The organism is Planctopirus limnophila DSM 3776 (genome assembly GCF_000092105.1).
GTDB classification, from domain to species: Bacteria; Planctomycetota; Planctomycetia; order Planctomycetales; family Planctomycetaceae; genus Planctopirus; species Planctopirus limnophila.
Genome location: NC_014148.1, coordinates 4,507,843 through 4,524,246, shown reverse-complemented (window position 1 = coordinate 4,524,246; position 16,404 = coordinate 4,507,843). Strand labels below are relative to the sequence as shown.

Below are 16,404 nucleotides of genomic sequence, written 5' to 3'. Positions count from 1 at the left end.
GTTTTTTCAGTCATAATTGGGGCATGCAAGAAAATACGATCCAGACTGACGCACTGCTGAAGAACCTCCGGGAAGGGAATGACAAAGCTGTCAATGAACTTCTGGAGAGACACCGTACACCCTTGCGCCGGATGATTGAATTGCGGCTGGATCGGCAGATGGCTCGCCGGGTCGATGCCAGTGACGTGGTCCAGGATGTCTTTATGGAAGCCTCCGGGCGACTGCGGGAATATCTGGAAAATCCCCGTCTGCCATTTCATGTCTGGCTGAGACATCTGGCGCGGGACCGCATGATCGATCTGCATCGCCGGCATCGCGGTGCACTCCGGCGGAGCATGGATCGCGAGCAGGCCTTGCCCGTCAGCCAGGAGAATTCCGGCGATCAACTGATGGATCAGTTCAAAGATGATGAACTGACACCGGCGGCTGAGAACATTCGCCGCGAGTTCGAGGAACGATTTCTGCTGGCACTCGAACAGCTTGAAGCGGATGACCGCGAGATGATCCTGATGCGTCACTTTGAACAATTGGGGAATAACGAAGTGGCCGAGATTCTGGGGCTCACGCCACCAGCCGCCGGCATGCGCCATTTGAGAGCCCTGCGCAAATTGAGAAATGTTCTGGGAGAAGATGGACTCAGCCTCCCAGGGACCTGATCACTCGGATCAACACATTTCCTGTAGAAATACCCGTTTACTGGCTGTGTGCCATGCTTGCGGCTCTGAGCAAGCATGCTTTTGTGACGATCAACGCGCCAATAAAGTTGTGATTCGTTTTACCTGCTGTCCGGCAGTGGGCCGTAGCTCTGGTCGAGGATGTCCATGACGTGCATGACGGGGATGCTGGAATTGGCTTCCGAGAGGCAGGCTGCCATTTGCAGCGCACAACCGGCATTCCCTGTCAGCACAGCCTGCACGCCTTGAACTTCCAGGATATGCCGCACTTTCCGTTGTCCGAGTCGATCGGCCATTTCCGGCTGAGTCAGATTATAACTTCCTGCTGCGCCGCAGCAGATTTCGGCCTCTTCAATCGGGGCGATCGTTAATCCGGGAATCATGCTCAAGAGTTGTCGGGGCTGTTGTTTGACCTTCTGAGCATGGCAGAGATGGCAGGCATCGTGATAAACCGCTTTCAGGTGCACCGGATGCTGCGGCTCGATTGGCCCCAGATCGACAAGAAACTCGGAGACATCTTTGATCTTATGGGCGAATGAAGTCAGTTCTTCCAGCAACACAGGATCAATCTGCGGATCTTCTTCCCCAATGTGGCCATAGTCTTTGAGCATCGCACCGCAGCCAGCGACATTGGCAATCACGGCATCAATATTTCGCCACGGAAAAGCCCCCAGATTCTGACGTGCCAGACGCATGGCCTCGGTTCGATCGCCATTGTGATAATGAATCGCACCACAGCAGGCCTGCGTCTTTGGGATCAGAACTTCACAACCGTTGTGCTGCAGGACGCGGATCGTGGCTCTGTTGGTTTGCGAGAACATCGCTTCAGCGACACAACCTGTCAGCAAGGCGACGGTTGCCCGCCGGGGGCCCACCGGGGCGAAACGATCCGGCAGCGCACCTGCAGGGGGCGACAACTTCGGCAACAGGCGGTGCATCCGCTGCAGAATTTGCGGTGTGACTGCTCGTGCGGGCCAGCTCTTCGCCAATCCATCGACACCCAATGCCTGCATCCAGCGGGCAGGCCACAACGCCCATTGGGTGAGACCTGCAGAAGGAAACAGCTTTGTCAGTAAGGTACTTGTCAGCCATTGGCTGGCCTGACTGGCCAACCCCGGTTGCTCGTCTGTGCGCGTGGCTTCCATGGCCACGCGGAAGGGCTCGATGAGCCGCCCGTACTGGACTCCTGAAGGACAGGCCGTTTCACAAGCCCGGCAATCGAGGCAGGCTTCGAGATGGGAGGCGATTTCATTGGTCAGGCCGGTCCGTCCTTCGGCCACAGCACGCATGAGATAAATGCGCCCTCGCGGGCTGTCGTTTTCATCTCCGGTTTCGAGATATGTCGGACAGGCCGAAAGACACAGCCCGCAATGCACACAATCAAGAAATCGCTTCTGCGGGATCGAGGCCTGCAACTGAGTCTGCAAACCGGCAGGCAAGCTGCTGTTTGCTGGACTTTGTCCCGATGCCGGCACAGCCTGATTGGTACTCATGTGAGAAACTCTTTCGCTGCATCAGGACGTTTTTCCAAGTTTGCTGACCTGATGATGACGATGTTTCATGGCTCAATGCAAACTCCCGAGACTCGAAAGAGTCCCGGGAGTTTGGCGTTAATGGTTCAGAGTTTCACGCAGATAGGCCAGCTGTGTGCCATGCTTGCGGCCCAGTGCCATGCTTGCAGCCCTGGGCAAGCATGTTTTCGCACTCGTCAGAACAACTGGTGGCAGGGGTCGGATGTCTTCATCCGCCCCCTGGTCAATCAAGGTCACCCGCACAAATGCATCTGAAACATGAATTCATGACTATTAATGCTGTTCACCAAAAACGCTGTGAGCCAAATGATCTGGGGGCAAACGAGGACGTTTGACCCCAGCCACCCTGAGACGTGCACACAGGTAAGGTTATGTGTACGAGCAACACTCTGAGCAAGCATGTTTCTGCACTTTGTCAACTCGCCATATTCAACAAACGACTCGATTTACTTCCCACCAGCGGCAGCAAATCGCTTCGAGACTTCAGGCCAGTTCACAATGTTCCAGAATGAAGCAATGTAATCCGGGCGGCGGTTCTGATACTTCAGATAGTAAGCGTGTTCCCACACATCGAGCCCCAGGATCGGTGTGCGGCCTTCCATCAGGGGGCTGTCCTGATTGGGTGTGCTCTCCACGACCAGACCACCCTTGGAATCCACACTCAGCCAGGCCCAGCCACTGCCAAAACGGGTGGTGGCGGCAGCGTTGAACTTTTCCTTGAAGGCGTCGAATGTCCCAAACGTGTGGTTAATCGCCGCTTCGAGTGCTCCGGTCGGTGTACCACCAGCACTCGGTGCCAGGACTGTCCAGAAGAGCGAATGATTGGCATGACCACCCGCATTATTGCGGATGACTGTGCGAATCCCTTCAGGAACCTTGGAAAGATCGGAAATGAGCTGCTCCGCGGTGAGCGCAGCCAGTTCGGGATGACCTTCCAAAGCCTTGTTGGCATTGTTGATGTAGGCCTGATGATGCTTGCCGTGGTGGATTTCCATCGTCTGGGCATCGATGTGCGGTTCAAGAGCTGCGGGGGCATAGGGCAAGGCTGGCAATGTGAAAGGCATAATCGATTCTCCTTCAATTTCGTTTCGATGGCTCAAGCAGATGCATCTCTTCAGACGGCAGGCCACCTTCAGGTTCATAACTGGCGGGAATCTGCCATAAACCCTCAGGCCTTATCGAACCCTGTGGGCGTTTGTCAGGCAAACGTCTGGTCGTACAGCGATGGTTCCAAAGGCAGTATCAGGCGACAGATGCCTTTTTCACCACGCTCGCGACTTGTGCTCTATTCTAGGGAATCCCACCTTGTGAACAACACTCTCAAGAGGCATATCTCATAAAGCTCTCCAAAGTTCTGCTGAGTCTCGCTGGCATGAAAAAGCCCTTTTCAGCAGATTGACGGGTGTTGGAAACCTTACCAGAGGAGCGGTCGAAGGAGATTTTCACGCGAGGTACCGCAGGCGGCAGTGAGGATGAAACTCGCCCGAAACGGTCTGATCGTTCGCCAGCGCAGGTAACTGGCGATATATTCAATGTATCAGCCGGTTTCCGGAAGGTTGACGGTGCGTCGATCGTCCGTCAGCCTGAGGAAGTTCTGGCTGCTCGCCAGAGATTGGCCATCCACCTGTCTGTCGATGTCACTGCGGTTACCATTACTTTCATCGTGAATCTTTCATCAGGAGACAATCAAGCATGCGACAAGTCAGGGCGTGCGGAGTCATCCTGTTTCGTAAAACTCCACATCTGACCTATCTTCTGCTGAAGCATCGGCATCGTTTTGACCTTCCCAAGGGGCATCTGGAAGAGGGTGAGAACGATCTCCAATGTGCCCTGCGCGAGATGGAAGAAGAAACCGGGATTCCCCGGACAGATGTCGTGCTTGACCCCACTTTCAGTTACTCCGAGACCTATCATCCCGTCGAAGCGCGCTTTGGTCCCGAGCCTGTTGAAAAAACGCTGATGATTTATCTGGGCTGGCTGAATCGCGATCGGCCACTGAAGCTCACGGAGCATGTCGGTTACGAGTGGCGACTCTGGACGCCGCCTCATCACATTCAGCGGTACACGATCAATCCGCTCCTGGCAAAAATTGAAGAACATTTTACCTCCAATCCGGAAGTGCTGCGTGTCGATCCTCCAGCGGCCTCGTGAATTGTCACAGGTGGCGCGATGTCCTTGATGATCGACGGTGATCGATCGAACCCTGGAAAAGTGATCATGTCATCTCCTCCGAAGATTGATCCGCTGTCGATGCTCCAGCCGGGCAGAACCATTCGTGGAGCGTCGGCCATCCTGCTGCCCATGAGCGACCAGACCACCATCGACTGGGACGCCTGGGAAGCTCATTTGATCCGTACGGTGGAAGCTGGTCTCACTCCTGCAGTGAATATGGATACGGGGTATATCAACCTGCTGGGAGTTCCGCTCGAAGACGAGATCCTGCAGCGAACGCAATCGATTCTGGGTGGGAAACCATTCATTGCGGGTGCCTTTGTACGTGATGAGCCGGGTGCGCCATTTAATGGTGCTCATTATGCATCACGCATGGAGGCGATTGCTCGAGCCGGTGGGTTGCCAATTGTGTTTCAATCGTTCGGACTCACCACAGGGACCAGCGATGAAATCCTGAGTCGCTATGAGCAACTGGCCCGTGGCTGCGATCGGTTTCTAGGTTTTGAACTGACGACCGATCTCGCCCGCTTTGGCAAAGTTTACGATCTGGACACATTCCGTGGCCTGCTGAAGATCCGGCAATGCGTCGGTGCCAAGCATTCATCGTTTCACAGGCTGCCTGAGTTCGAACGACTCGTGATTCGTAATCACGAGCGGCCCGATTTCATCCTCTATACCGGGAACGACCTCGCCATCGACATGGTGATGTATGGCAGTGATTATCTCCTGGGCCTGAGCACATTTGCCCCCGATCTGTTCGCTTTGCGCGATCGTTACTGGGCCGAGAGTGACGCCCGGTTCTTTGAACTCAACGATCAGCTTCAATACCTGGGAGCGTTTGCTTTTCGTCACCCGGGGGCGGCGTACAAGCATACGGCTGCGCAATTCCTGAAATTGCGTGGCTGGGCGAGGACTGATCTTACTTATCCAGGCAGCCCGACACGACCTGCCTCCGATCTGCCTGTACTCGAGGAAATCGCGAAATCGATGGGGCTTGAAATCCTCACGCCTGCTCATTCAGCACCTGCCGGTGGAATGGCATGAATCTTTGGCTGCCCGATGTCATTGGGCCTGACAAATGACCGGAGAATCGACGCTTTTTGCTTCCAATCGGTCTTGAATCGATACAATGAATGTCATGTTCAAGCGAGCCTCCCTGCTGAAAACCAGTGAGTTGGCCGCACGAATCCTGGAATTGTGAGCCCTGCGATGACTGAAGAACTCCCACTCGAAACGAACTGTTCCCTCGTTAAGCAGTGGCTTGACGAAGGAAAGCCATTTTTACTGATCGACTGTCGCGAACCGGATGAACATCTGATTGTGCATCTCGAAGCAGCACTGCTGCTACCGATGAGTCAGTTACAGGAACGAGTGAGCGAACTTGCCGGGCAGAAGGAAAACGACATTGTCGTGCATTGCCACCATGGTGGCAGGAGCCTGCGCGTGGCCCAATGGCTCAGGCAGCAGGGTTTTCCGAAGGCTGTGAGTATGGCTGGTGGAATCGATCACTGGGCAACGGCCATCGATCCGACACTCCCTCGCTATTAAAGATTTCCGCGAGACGTAGTGAAGAGGATTCCGCCACTCAATTGAAAACAGCCTGGGTCTCTTGCGGCGGGTGGCTGGGGACAAACGTCCTCGTTTGCCCCCAGTTCCTTAGACTTGGGTCGTCCGTGGCGAACTTTCTCAACTGTCATGAAGCATGTTTTCAGATGCAATTGTGCTGGTGAGCTCGATTGACCAGGGGGCGGATGCAGACATCCGACCCCTGCCACCCGCCGTAGGAGATACAAGCCAGCTCGCCTAAAGCACGAGTGACAGGCCGACGGCACTCTTCTTCACCCCTTCTCCCGTTCCGACGGGAGAAGGCCGGGATGAGGGCGAGTCCAAGCGCAATGAGCGTTCTATCAACCTGCGGCTTCGTCGCAACATGCTCTTGACGTCTGGCCGAAAGCGACAATCAGCGCCCCAGCGGAAGCCCAAGCGATACCTATCACCCGCCTGCAAATAAAAACAGCCTGGGTCTCTTGCGAGATCCAGGCTGTCTTGGAGTCGATCATTTGCCTGTCCCAGCCCGCAGCCAACTTCTTGAGAGTTGACCACGAGAGTCGGGCTTAGTGGAAGCGGTCCATTTCGCAGTACTCGCCACCTGCTGCGGGAATGTAGCCCTTCATTACGTAATCCATAACCTGACGATCGCTGTTGAATCGCCAGCCAAGGGTACGGACTGACCGCTTCATGTGCTTGATCCAGTTGTGTGGCTGGCCATGCTCGTCGCGGTCGTAGAAGAGCGGAATCACTTCTTCCTGAAGAACCTTCATCAGCGACTTCGCATCGCGCTCATCCTGAATTTCCTGGTTCGAATGAATACGACCATTCCCAATCGCGAAACCGTTGAGACCATCGTAAGCCTCCGCCCACCAGCCATCGAGAATCGAGCAGTTAAGGCCACCATTGAGGACCACCTTCTGACCACTCGTCCCCGAAGCTTCCAGAGGACGTCGTGGGTTATTGAGCCACACATCCACACCTTGAACAAGGTGCCGGGCCAGGTTCATATCGTAGTTCTCGACGAGAACCACTTTCCCCTTGAACGCCGGGTCTTGCGACATCTTGAAGATCCGCTGCAAGATCCCCTTGCCGAAATCGTCGGCCGGGTGGCTCTTACCAGCGAAAATCAGTTGCACAGGACGCTCGGAATCGGCCACGATCCCTGCCAGCTGAGCCACGTCTTTCAGCACCAGATCGGCTCGCTTGTAGGGAGCAAACCGGCGGGCAAAACCAATCGTTAATGCTTCCGGATTCAGCAGCGATTCCAGCTCGATCAACTCTTTCTTGTCGTGGTTGAGCCTTTGAGCACGAGTGATCATCCGGCGGCGAACCATCGCAATCAGACGCTGCTTGAGAGCTTCGTGAGCTTCCCAGAATTCCCCGCTCGAAATGCTCTCAAAGTTCTTCCAGGTGTCGGCTTCACCACTGCGCTGCTTCCAATCCGGTGGCAGCACGCGGTTGTAGACTTCGGCCAGCTGCGGCGCCAGCCACGTCCCCAGGTGCACACCGTTCGTAATGTGACCAATGGGGATTTCGTGCTCGGCTTTATTGGGCCACAAGCCCGTCCACATGCGGCGACTCACCATACCATGCAATGCCGAAACCCCGTTCGCCCGGCGACTGCACTTGAATGCCAGCACTGTCATGGTAAATGGCTCATTGGCATCAGCCACATTCACGCGGCCCAAACCAATCAGCCCCACCGTGCCAATACCCAGTTGATCAGCCGTTGGCCCCAGGTGCTCGTCGATCATGTCGTAACCGAAACGGTCATGACCTGCGGGCACGGGCGTATGTGTGGTGAAGACACACATTTCCGTCGTTTCACGCATGGCGTCTGTAAAGGACATGCCATCATCATTCATCCGCTGGCGAATGAGTTCGAGTGTGGCAAAAGCCGAGTGGCCTTCGTTCATATGGACAACATTGGGAACAATCCCCATCTGTGCCAAAGCACGCACGCCACCAATCCCGAGGATGACTTCCTGACGGATACGAATCCGCACGTCACCGCCGTAAAGACGGGCTGTCAGGCGGCGATCTTCGGGTGTGTTCTGCTCGATATTCGTATCCAGCAGGAACAGACGCACGCGGCCCACATTGACTTGCCAGGCCTGCGCGTAGATTGAACCCGTGCGGGTATCCACTTTGACGATCACATCCTTGCCATCCAGACCTTTGGCTTTCTGGATGGGGAGCCGGTGATTACTGACAGGATCATAAATTTCGCGCTGCCAGCCATCTTCATCGATCTGCTGCGAGAAATAGCCCTCATTATAAAGGAGCCCCACCGCCACCAGAGGAACACCCAGGTCAGATGCACTCTTGAGATGATCCCCGGCCAGCACACCCAGACCACCGGAGTAATTGGGCAGCGATTCGTGAATGCCGAACTCAGCCGAGAAATAGGCCACCGGCTTCTGACCCAGAATACCGGCATTGAGCGCCCCCCACGTATTCTTATCGTGCAGGTATTCTTCGCACCGGCGGTAAGCGTAGTTGACGCGTGAATGCAGCACAGACTCGCGAGCCCGCTGTTCGAGGAGATCTTCCGTCAAACTCTCCAGCAGCAGAACCGGGTTGTGATCGAGTTCGCGCCACTTGGCAGCGTCGAGATCACGAAAGATCGAGGTCACATCTGGTTGCCAGCACCACCAGTAATTGCGTGCCAATGCGCAGAGCTTGTCCCGAAATGTCTTGGCCATGTACAGCTCGTCCTCTTTTGCAGGGGTGTCTTGTTTCCAAATGTCTCTTGCTGAGCCAACTGCTGTTCACAGGATCTCCGGGAGACTGCCAGGTCGAATATCCACAGTCGAATGCCCACAGTCGATTCTGTGACGGCAGTCTAACGGCGGGAGAAAAGGATTTCTCCCGGAAGATTGGGAAATCGACGTGAAAAGTCATCAGTCGCAAACGGAATGCCTATTCATCCAGCAGTCAGCGCTCCATCAGGTCACGATTCGCTCTGACAGCCAAGAATTCAGCCAAATTGACCCCATAAAAACCGGGCTCAAAGAAAAGTGGCAGAGAAATTCGCACAAAACATAGGCACAGGTGCGGAGATGAGTTGCAGCTTCGAAACCCGAGGATTTCCCGTAAGGAAACTCAATTGGGGAGACTGAAAAACACAAGTTTTCGAAAAAGTTCCGCGCAAATTCAGGGATTAAAGGTTTTTTTACAAAAAAAATCGGGATGTGGCCTCCAACAAATTGACGCATAGATCACTATCGATACGATAAGGAGATGCTTTATTGGTGATTCCACCATCTTCCATTCGGAAATGTCTTCTCTCCCTACTTTTCTTCGGAGTCTCACATGTCCCATTTCCCCCGTCTTAACCGCAGAGGGTTCACACTCATTGAACTCCTCGTTGTGATCGCGATTATTGCGATCCTGATTGCCCTGCTTCTACCTGCCGTTCAGCAGGCCCGTGAAGCGGCTCGCCGCACGCAGTGCCGCAACAACCTCAAGCAATTGGGTCTGGCCCTCCACAACTACCACGACACTTTTGGTATGTTCGCCCCAAGGCAGGCAGGTCCCGGGATTCCACTGGGTGGTCAGCCTGAATCTCACCTGCGTTCACGAATTAGTGGGATGGTGAGCCTGTTGCCATATCTTGACCAGACCCCTCTCTACCAGCAGATTCAGACAGGAACTCAGGTTCCCTGGGCCGGCGGAACTTACTGGGTGCGCGATCTGCCCGCTATCATGTGTCCATCAGACACGCTGTCTGGCCCACCGGCAGGTGGTCTGATTGGCCGGTACAATTATATGTTCTGCAGCGGTGACAGCATTTCTTCATCGGGTGGAAATGGAAGTTCAGCCACTCCAATTGTGGTTCAATCCCGCGGCATGTTCGGCTCCCTTGTCTGCTACGGTGTTCGCGACGCCCTTGATGGTACCAGCAATACCATTGCGATGGCCGAAGGTGTTCGACCTACCGGTACCAACACCCGCGGTATGGTCTCAGCCACTGCCGGTATTGCTAACCCGGCAGCCTGCACGGCTCTCTTCGACCGGGCCACAGGGACGTTCCCTGGTGGTGGCTGGACGGGCGATACTTCGTGGGGTTATCGCTGGGGTGATGGAGGCGGCTTCTTTAATGGCTTCACCACCGCCATTGCTCCCAATGGCCCTTCCTGCACGCAGAATGCTGGCCACAGCCACTGGAACGGCACTGTCAACACGGCTGGCAGCCGACACACAGGCGGAGCCCATGCTCTCATGACTGATGGTGCCGTCCGGTTCATCAGCGAAAACATCAACACTGGCGATCAGTCCGCCGCCTGGATGGGCTCGACCGCTGGCGGCCCATCGCCTTACGGCGTCTGGGGCGCCCTTGGCTCTCGCGCTGGTGGCGAAACCACAGGTGAGTTCTAATTTCGCCGGTTGACTAGTCTCATTTATCCTGTGCATGTTTACCCAGGGTGCCATGCTTGCAGCATAGAGTTCTGCTTGCAGAACAGTGCCATGCTTGCAGCCTTGGGCAAACATGAATAAGTGATACTCGACACATACGATGCGTATCAACCCGCGATGATCATACGGCTTAACGACCCTCGCGATTGATACGTATCAGCTTCTCGACCCATCTCACCTCGAGCGTTAAGGCATGTCCCCTTGGATCATCGAGGGGTATGTGCCTTAACGTCTTTCTGACGTTTCTATACGAATAACACCGATGGCTATCGATCGATCCATTGGCAGCTCAAGGATCACCTGATGCGAAACCTTGCTTTACTCGTCTGTCCTCTCGCCATCGTCCTCAGCCTGGGTTGCGGCGGTGGTAATGATAAGTTCAAAGCCCAAAGACCGAAAACCGTTCCCGCCCAGGGGGTTGTCACCTATAACGGCGAGCCACTCGCTGGTGCCATTGTGATCTTTGTACCACCCACCGGCGGCACAGCGGCGTCCAGTGCCACCAACGCCGCGGGTCAGTTTGATGCGAAGGCTTTCCCACCTGATCCCGGTGCAGTTCCAGGGACTTACAAGGTGACTGTCACCAAGAATGCCCCGATGCCGGAAGCCCCCTCGACACCGGCCAGCCACGATTCACCGGCCATCCCCGAAGCCAAACCCGTCTCGCTCGTGCCTGCGAAATACACCGACGCCAAGAAAACCCCATTAACCGTCACCCTCGACGAAAAAGGGAACACCGACATCAAGCTCGAATTAAAAGCCGATTGATGGCCAGTAATGTAGCAAGTAGGGCAGCAATGTAGGGCAGGCTCCTGCCTGCCGATGGAATTGAAGGCCTTGTGCCAGCACGTGGCCTTCACAATTGAGAGTGATCACGTGTGGTTGCGCCATCATTCGTACCAAGGCGTTTGACAATCAACCGAAAGCTGCCGATTGCGATGATTCCAAACAGAATGGAATTCACCTAGATATCGTAGGGGCAGATTCTGCGCTCACGTTGTTCCCGGTTCCCCCATTGTGCGAGCATGATCCAGCATCGCCGCACTAATATGCTGTTCTCCCAGCGCCTGGAGCGCTTCCCCCGCACCGAGGATGTCCCGCACCTCCTTGTTCTGGCTCAGCTTCGATTTGCCAATCAGGCGGGTGACTTGGATCTCGATGCCGACGATCCCCTGGAGGAGCGTGTTGATGAAGCTTTCGGAACTGTCGCTCATGCTCCACGGGATGGCCTGCGACGCTTCGTGCCGGCAGGTCAACCGCTCGACGACTCCCCGGATGTACTCAGCGTTGTCGCGGATGGTCACCTTCCCATGGGCGTGCGCGACGATGTAGTTCCAGGTGGGAACCTGCTTGTGGCGTTCGTGCTTGCTGGGATACCAGTTGGGCGATATATAGGCCTCCCCCGCCCGGAAGACGACCAGCACCTCGTCGCCGTCAGATAGCTCCCGCCAGACCGGATTGACCCGCGCGACATGGCAATGCAGCACACCCAACGGCCCCCCGTCGCGTTGCAAATCGAACGGCAGATGATTCGCATCCAACCCGCCGCCGCCATGCGTGACGAGCACGCCGAGCGAGTGCCGCTCGATCAAATCGTGCAGAACTCCCACCCGCGTCTCCTCGAAGTACGACGGCGTATACATTCTCATTCCTTGTTGAGTGCAGCAACTTCGTCGGGCAGGCTCCCACCTGCCGGTTCGGCTACACGACTATGCAATATAAGGCTTGCCGGCATATCTTCGTAGAAATCACCTTTTTTGATGAGGCCGAATTATTGCCGCAGGCACGCAATCTGGAATCTCGACGCTGCGTCGTCCGTTGTAAACGAACACATCCATATCGAGGCGGTCTGCCACAACCTGTGGCAACCAATCCGGGAGTTCATCGATGTATGAGTCTGTCGAGCGATCCCAGCCAAAAAAGTAAACGGGTCCAGGTTTCACAAGAGTATTCAATCCTTCAGTGGTCGCGGTAGATTCGGTCTCATCGTCAATGCCAGCCCATCCATGTTCGCGAGAGACATTCAACGCAAACGGCAGATTTTTAAGAGTCAACCACATCCACTCGTAGACATTTTCAGAGTCATGCTCAAATGACTCCGAATTGGTTTCTTTAGTAAGCCGCATGCCCATGAGGGGGAGTTCAAGAGCACAAAAAATCTTTAGGTACACGAAGACTTCCACAATTGTGTGACAATAGTAATATTTAAATTATCGATTCACTCGAGTAATGAAATCATAGCTGCCAAACTCCGGATAAGCTTCCCAGTTCCGGTCGACATTCACCTATGTCTTCTTGGTAGAAACCACAGCGGTCGAAAAATCTTCCGTCTCTATGGTTAAACCGCCGTCCGCTTGAAAGTAGTACGTCGTCCCTTCGATGATATGGTCGCCCTCGCCTTCGAATTTTCGATGGTTTGCCATAGTGAGAAAAAGACGTCCGGCTTCAACCTCCTGAAACTGATAGCTCAGAAACTCTCTCTTATGCTCATCCAGAAATCCGACACCAACATAATCGCCTCCTATCTCCAGGAAGCAACGCGGAATATTTCCACTTTCAATCAGGACTGCATAGGGTTGCTTCTCCCAATGAGCTCGCATCGCCTTTTCTTCGTCCCAAACTTCAATCATACGATTCTTCGCCCGAAACCAGCGACTTCCATAGATCATCGTTATTCTGCTTTTGTTTGCTCGCACCGTCGTTTTCTATAGCTATCTTGCGAATCGTGTATTGCCTCTTCGGCCATCCAACCCGGCAGGGTGCCGTCCTCTTCGAGCAGTTCAATCGCAGCGTCACGGCAAATCGCGCAGGGCGTGTGGAAGTAAATGACTTGCGCGAGTTCCTCCACTCGGGATTCCATGTTCTCTTGCAGGATATTCCGAATATCCATCAGAAGGCTGTGTCGTTCTTCCGCGTCATCGGGAGTCTCCACGAAGTCACAGAGGAGTTGTTCGTCACCGGCTTGGAAATTCCGTTGAAGCAGTGGAACGGCATGGATGTTTCGATCAGGCCCTGTGATTTCTTCAACAGCGAACAAGCGAATTCGGGAGTCAGTGTTTTGCCCCAAAGCGATAAATGCCCGCTCCCGCACATCGCCATCAGAATGTTCGCAAAGTTCAATCAGCCGTTCATCAAATTGTGGCAATGCCCGTCTGCGGAAGACCTTCAATAAGTGGGCCAGCACCTTTGGCTCGGATGCGACTCGAATCACTTCCCAAACCTGATTCAAGTCATCTTCACTTGCGGATTGGCCCCAAGTGATTAACCAATGGCCGCGAGGTTCCTCCCGAGCTGCGGCCACGACATCGGCCACCGATTTGACTTGCGTATCATTCAACCTGGGACGATCTTTCTGTTCCTCTTCGGCTTTCTTTTCGCAATGGTATATCTCCGCGAAACGCAGTCGGTCAGGGTCGGAAAACGTCGCCATGATCTCAAGGATCCGCTCTTCGCCGCAGATTTCCATCGCCTCCGTCACCACATGAGCATCGTCCCAGTCGGCGGCATTTGTCTCCAGATATCGCCCGCGGGTGAAGGCAATCAACCGGAAAGCGGCTTCGCCATCCAAAGCGAGTAATTGACTTTCCCCGATCGACCGATTGTCGGGCAGTGGTGTTGTCGCGACAATGGAGTAGAGGACATCACGAAACTCTTGTCGCCCCCTCTTTGCATAGTGGAACGCCAACTCACAGAGCTGTCTCGCGGCTTGATCATTCTCAGGCGATAGACTTCGCAGTGCTTGAAGAAGTGGTGCTTCGAATTTTTCGATCACGCCAGCGGCGGTAACCAATCCCCACAGCCATTCACCACGACAACCTTCACATTGGCGATCGTATCGCAAGTCTCGCAGACAAGCATTGATAAGCACATCATGATCAAGACATCCCCGCTCGGCCCACAACCGGGCTCGACCAAGTCCCTTTTGCAGCGCATCCCGCTGTTGCTCTAACGTGGGCATTGGCGGCGGTGAAAAGTCGACAAACTTCAATCACACCTCACTTCAATTAACGATCATCACATTGTCGGTAACGTTTTGATACCTGACGCAAAAGTTGTGTCAAGGTTCACCTTGCACATGCTCCGGCAGTGTCGCCTACAACTGTGATGATCGCTGAATTGGTGCATTCCGGGGACTTCATGCACCCTACAAATGGCACTCCACAAACGGCTCAACCGCCCTTCTTCTGGATCTTGGCCCATTCATCCTTCAACGTCACGGTGCGGTTGAAGACCAGCTTTTCGCTCGTGCTGTCGCGGTCGAGGCAGAAGTAGCCGAGGCGTTCGAATTGGCAGCGGTAGCCGACGGCTTGCGTCTTCACCGAAGGTTCCAGCTTCGCATCGGGGATTACCACCAGCGACGTCGGGCTGAGGTAGGTCTTCCAGTCCTCGGTCTCGGGGATCGAGGCCAGATCCTCGACACTGAAGAGCGGGCTGTAGAGCCGCACTTCCGTGCTCAAGGCGTGCGGGGCCGAGACCCAGTGGATCGTCGATTTGATCTTCCTTCCGTCGGGTGTGTTCCCTCCCTTGGTCTCAGGATCATAAGTGCAGCGCAGCTCGACGATCTCGCCCGTCGCGGGATCCTTGACCGCCTCTTCGCACTTGATGACATAGGCCCAGCGCAGCCGCACTTCCCGGCCGGGGGCCAGACGGAAGAACTGCTTGGGGGGATCTTCCATAAAGTCATCCCGCTCGATATACAACTCCCGGCTGAACGGCACCTTCCGGCTGCCAGCCGACGGATCTTCCGGGTTATTGATGCAGTCGAACTCTTCGGTCTGACCTTCGGGATAGTTCGTCAGCACGATCTTGAGCGGTTTCAACACACCCATCACACGCGGGGCGGATTTGTTCAAATCATTCCGGACGGCATTCTCCAGCACCACGAGATCGGTCATCCCGTTAAAGCGGGTGACGCCGATCGTTTCGCAGAAGTCGCGCATCGCAGCCGGTGTGTAGCCGCGCCGGCGGATACCGGCGATGGTGGGCATACGGGGGTCGTCCCAGCCGCTGACAATCTTCGCCTCGACCAGTTCGAGCAATTTGCGCTTGCTCATCACGGTGTAAGTGAGATTCAGCCGGGCAAACTCGATCTGCTGGGGGTGATAGATCCCGACGGCTTCAATCAGCCAGTCGTAGAGTGGCCGGTGGATTTCAAATTCGAGCGTGCAGATCGAATGAGTGATCCCTTCGATGGAATCGCTGTAACCATGAGCGAAGTCGTACATCGGGTACAGACACCAGGCATCCCCTGTGCGGTGATGGTGGGCGTGCCGGATGCGATAGATGACCGGGTCGCGCAGCAGCATGTTGGTATGGGCCATATCGATCTTCGCCCGCAGCACATGCGCACCATCCGGGAATTCACCGGCCCGCATGCGGCGGAAGAGATCCAGGTTTTCCTTGACCGACCGACTGCGATACTGATTCGCGATACCAGGCTGAGTCACTGTCCCGCGCTGTTCGCGAATCTCGTCGAGTGTCGAGCTGTCGACATATGCCTTACCCTTTTCAATGAGCAATTCCGCCCACTGGTAGATCTGTTCGAAGTAATCGCTGGCGTAGTACAGGCCGTCCCATTCAAAGCCCAGCCAGCGGACGTCTTCCTGAATCGAGTTGACGTACTCGATGTCTTCTTTGGTGGGGTTCGTGTCGTCGAAGCGGAGATTGCATTTGCCGCCGTACTTTTTGGCGATGCCGAAGTTCAGGCAGATCGACTTGGCGTGGCCAATGTGCAGGTAGCCATTGGGTTCTGGTGGAAAGCGGGTGTGCACTTTTCCGCCGAAGCGCCCCGAGGCGTTATGGCCATCGATGATCTCGTGGATGAAGTTGGTAGGGGCGGCGGGAGGAGTTGTCGGATCCGTCGACATAGTAAAGCTTTCCGAACGGGCATGGGTGTACTGCAAAGATATCGTACACCGAACCGGCTGAATTTTCTGAATCGGCAACACACAAAAAACGGTGCTGTTGAAGCTGTTGTTGTGGCCGAATTGGCAGATCGAATCAAGCACGGCTGGTCGAGAGTACCGATTGCGCTCGATTTTCCTTCAGTTACGAAG

Annotated in this window: 14 protein-coding genes; 6 read left to right on the top strand and 8 right to left on the bottom strand. The window is 55.0% G+C overall.

Features of this window, described 5'->3' with window-relative positions; all coding sequences use genetic code 11:
- The first annotated feature begins 23 nt into the window (after positions 1-23).
- Positions 24-656 carry a sigma-70 family RNA polymerase sigma factor gene (locus PLIM_RS18015; RefSeq protein ID WP_013111743.1) on the top strand — a complete coding sequence of 211 codons (633 nt, stop codon included), beginning with the start codon at positions 24-26 and terminating at the stop codon, positions 654-656.
- A 119-nt stretch (positions 657-775) separates the two neighbouring features.
- On the opposite strand, the gene PLIM_RS18010 is transcribed toward PLIM_RS18015, so the two are convergent.
- Positions 776-2,167, bottom strand: a complete 1,392-nt coding sequence (locus tag PLIM_RS18010; protein ID WP_013111742.1) for a (Fe-S)-binding protein — start codon at positions 2,165-2,167, stop codon at positions 776-778.
- A 485-nt stretch (positions 2,168-2,652) separates the two neighbouring features.
- Positions 2,653-3,270, bottom strand: a complete 618-nt coding sequence (locus PLIM_RS18005; protein WP_013111741.1) for a superoxide dismutase — start codon at positions 3,268-3,270, stop codon at positions 2,653-2,655.
- A gap of 628 nt (positions 3,271-3,898) precedes the next feature.
- Between PLIM_RS18005 and PLIM_RS18000 the strand changes: the two genes are divergently transcribed.
- From PLIM_RS18000 to PLIM_RS17990, 3 genes are all read left to right on the top strand, one after another.
- On the top strand, positions 3,899-4,357 hold the full coding sequence (locus PLIM_RS18000; RefSeq protein WP_013111740.1) for a bis(5'-nucleosyl)-tetraphosphatase: 459 nt from the start codon (positions 3,899-3,901) through the stop codon (positions 4,355-4,357).
- A gap of 66 nt (positions 4,358-4,423) precedes the next feature.
- Positions 4,424-5,422, top strand: a complete 999-nt coding sequence (locus tag PLIM_RS17995; protein WP_041403869.1) for a dihydrodipicolinate synthase family protein — start codon at positions 4,424-4,426, stop codon at positions 5,420-5,422.
- A gap of 165 nt (positions 5,423-5,587) precedes the next feature.
- Positions 5,588-5,926 (top strand): rhodanese-like domain-containing protein, encoded by a 339-nt coding sequence (locus PLIM_RS17990; protein ID WP_013111738.1) that lies wholly within the window; start codon positions 5,588-5,590, stop codon positions 5,924-5,926.
- A 566-nt stretch (positions 5,927-6,492) separates the two neighbouring features.
- Here PLIM_RS17990 and glgP read toward each other — a convergent pair.
- A complete protein-coding gene (gene glgP / locus PLIM_RS17985) occupies positions 6,493-8,634 on the bottom strand; it encodes an alpha-glucan family phosphorylase (protein ID WP_013111737.1) in 2,142 nt (713 codons plus the stop codon).
- A gap of 610 nt (positions 8,635-9,244) precedes the next feature.
- Here glgP and PLIM_RS17975 point away from each other — a divergent pair.
- Both PLIM_RS17975 and PLIM_RS23235 read left to right on the top strand, forming a co-directional pair.
- Entirely contained in the window at positions 9,245-10,309 is a 1,065-nt protein-coding gene (locus tag PLIM_RS17975) for a DUF1559 domain-containing protein (protein ID WP_013111736.1), read from the top strand.
- 342 nt (positions 10,310-10,651) lie between these two features.
- Positions 10,652-11,116: a hypothetical protein gene (locus tag PLIM_RS23235; RefSeq protein ID WP_013111735.1), complete on the top strand. Its 465-nt coding sequence runs from the start codon at positions 10,652-10,654 to the stop codon at positions 11,114-11,116.
- 224 nt (positions 11,117-11,340) lie between these two features.
- On the opposite strand, the gene PLIM_RS17965 is transcribed toward PLIM_RS23235, so the two are convergent.
- From PLIM_RS17965 to PLIM_RS17945, 5 genes are all read right to left on the bottom strand, one after another.
- On the bottom strand, positions 11,341-11,991 hold the full coding sequence (locus tag PLIM_RS17965; protein WP_013111734.1) for an FMN-binding negative transcriptional regulator: 651 nt from the start codon (positions 11,989-11,991) through the stop codon (positions 11,341-11,343).
- 105 nt (positions 11,992-12,096) lie between these two features.
- Complete coding sequence (locus tag PLIM_RS17960) at positions 12,097-12,519, bottom strand: hypothetical protein (protein ID WP_013111733.1); 423 nt, start codon at positions 12,517-12,519, stop codon at positions 12,097-12,099.
- A gap of 114 nt (positions 12,520-12,633) precedes the next feature.
- Positions 12,634-13,017 (bottom strand): hypothetical protein, encoded by a 384-nt coding sequence (locus tag PLIM_RS17955; RefSeq protein ID WP_013111732.1) that lies wholly within the window; start codon positions 13,015-13,017, stop codon positions 12,634-12,636.
- Between the two features lie 2 nt (positions 13,018-13,019).
- Complete coding sequence (locus PLIM_RS17950) at positions 13,020-14,336, bottom strand: hypothetical protein (RefSeq protein ID WP_013111731.1); 1,317 nt, start codon at positions 14,334-14,336, stop codon at positions 13,020-13,022.
- A gap of 181 nt (positions 14,337-14,517) precedes the next feature.
- Entirely contained in the window at positions 14,518-16,215 is a 1,698-nt protein-coding gene (locus PLIM_RS17945) for a glutamine--tRNA ligase/YqeY domain fusion protein (RefSeq protein ID WP_013111730.1), read from the bottom strand.
- Positions 16,216-16,404: the final 189 nt, after the last annotated feature.

Excerpts from the sequence above, each read along its gene's own strand:
- PLIM_RS18015 (WP_013111743.1), top strand. The coding sequence starts at position 24 with ATGCAAGAAAATACGATCCAGACTGACGCACTGCTGAAGAACCTCCGG.
- PLIM_RS18010 (WP_013111742.1), bottom strand. The coding sequence starts at position 2,167 with ATGAGTACCAATCAGGCTGTGCCGGCATCGGGACAAAGTCCAGCAAAC.
- PLIM_RS18005 (WP_013111741.1), bottom strand. The coding sequence starts at position 3,270 with ATGCCTTTCACATTGCCAGCCTTGCCCTATGCCCCCGCAGCTCTTGAA.
- PLIM_RS18000 (WP_013111740.1), top strand. The coding sequence starts at position 3,899 with ATGCGACAAGTCAGGGCGTGCGGAGTCATCCTGTTTCGTAAAACTCCA.
- PLIM_RS17995 (WP_041403869.1), top strand. The coding sequence starts at position 4,424 with ATGTCATCTCCTCCGAAGATTGATCCGCTGTCGATGCTCCAGCCGGGC.
- PLIM_RS17990 (WP_013111738.1), top strand. The coding sequence starts at position 5,588 with ATGACTGAAGAACTCCCACTCGAAACGAACTGTTCCCTCGTTAAGCAG.
- glgP (WP_013111737.1), bottom strand. The coding sequence starts at position 8,634 with ATGGCCAAGACATTTCGGGACAAGCTCTGCGCATTGGCACGCAATTAC.
- PLIM_RS17975 (WP_013111736.1), top strand. The coding sequence starts at position 9,245 with ATGTCCCATTTCCCCCGTCTTAACCGCAGAGGGTTCACACTCATTGAA.
- PLIM_RS23235 (WP_013111735.1), top strand. The coding sequence starts at position 10,652 with ATGCGAAACCTTGCTTTACTCGTCTGTCCTCTCGCCATCGTCCTCAGC.
- PLIM_RS17965 (WP_013111734.1), bottom strand. The coding sequence starts at position 11,991 with ATGTATACGCCGTCGTACTTCGAGGAGACGCGGGTGGGAGTTCTGCAC.
- PLIM_RS17955 (WP_013111732.1), bottom strand. The coding sequence starts at position 13,017 with ATGATCTATGGAAGTCGCTGGTTTCGGGCGAAGAATCGTATGATTGAA.
- PLIM_RS17945 (WP_013111730.1), bottom strand. The coding sequence starts at position 16,215 with ATGTCGACGGATCCGACAACTCCTCCCGCCGCCCCTACCAACTTCATC.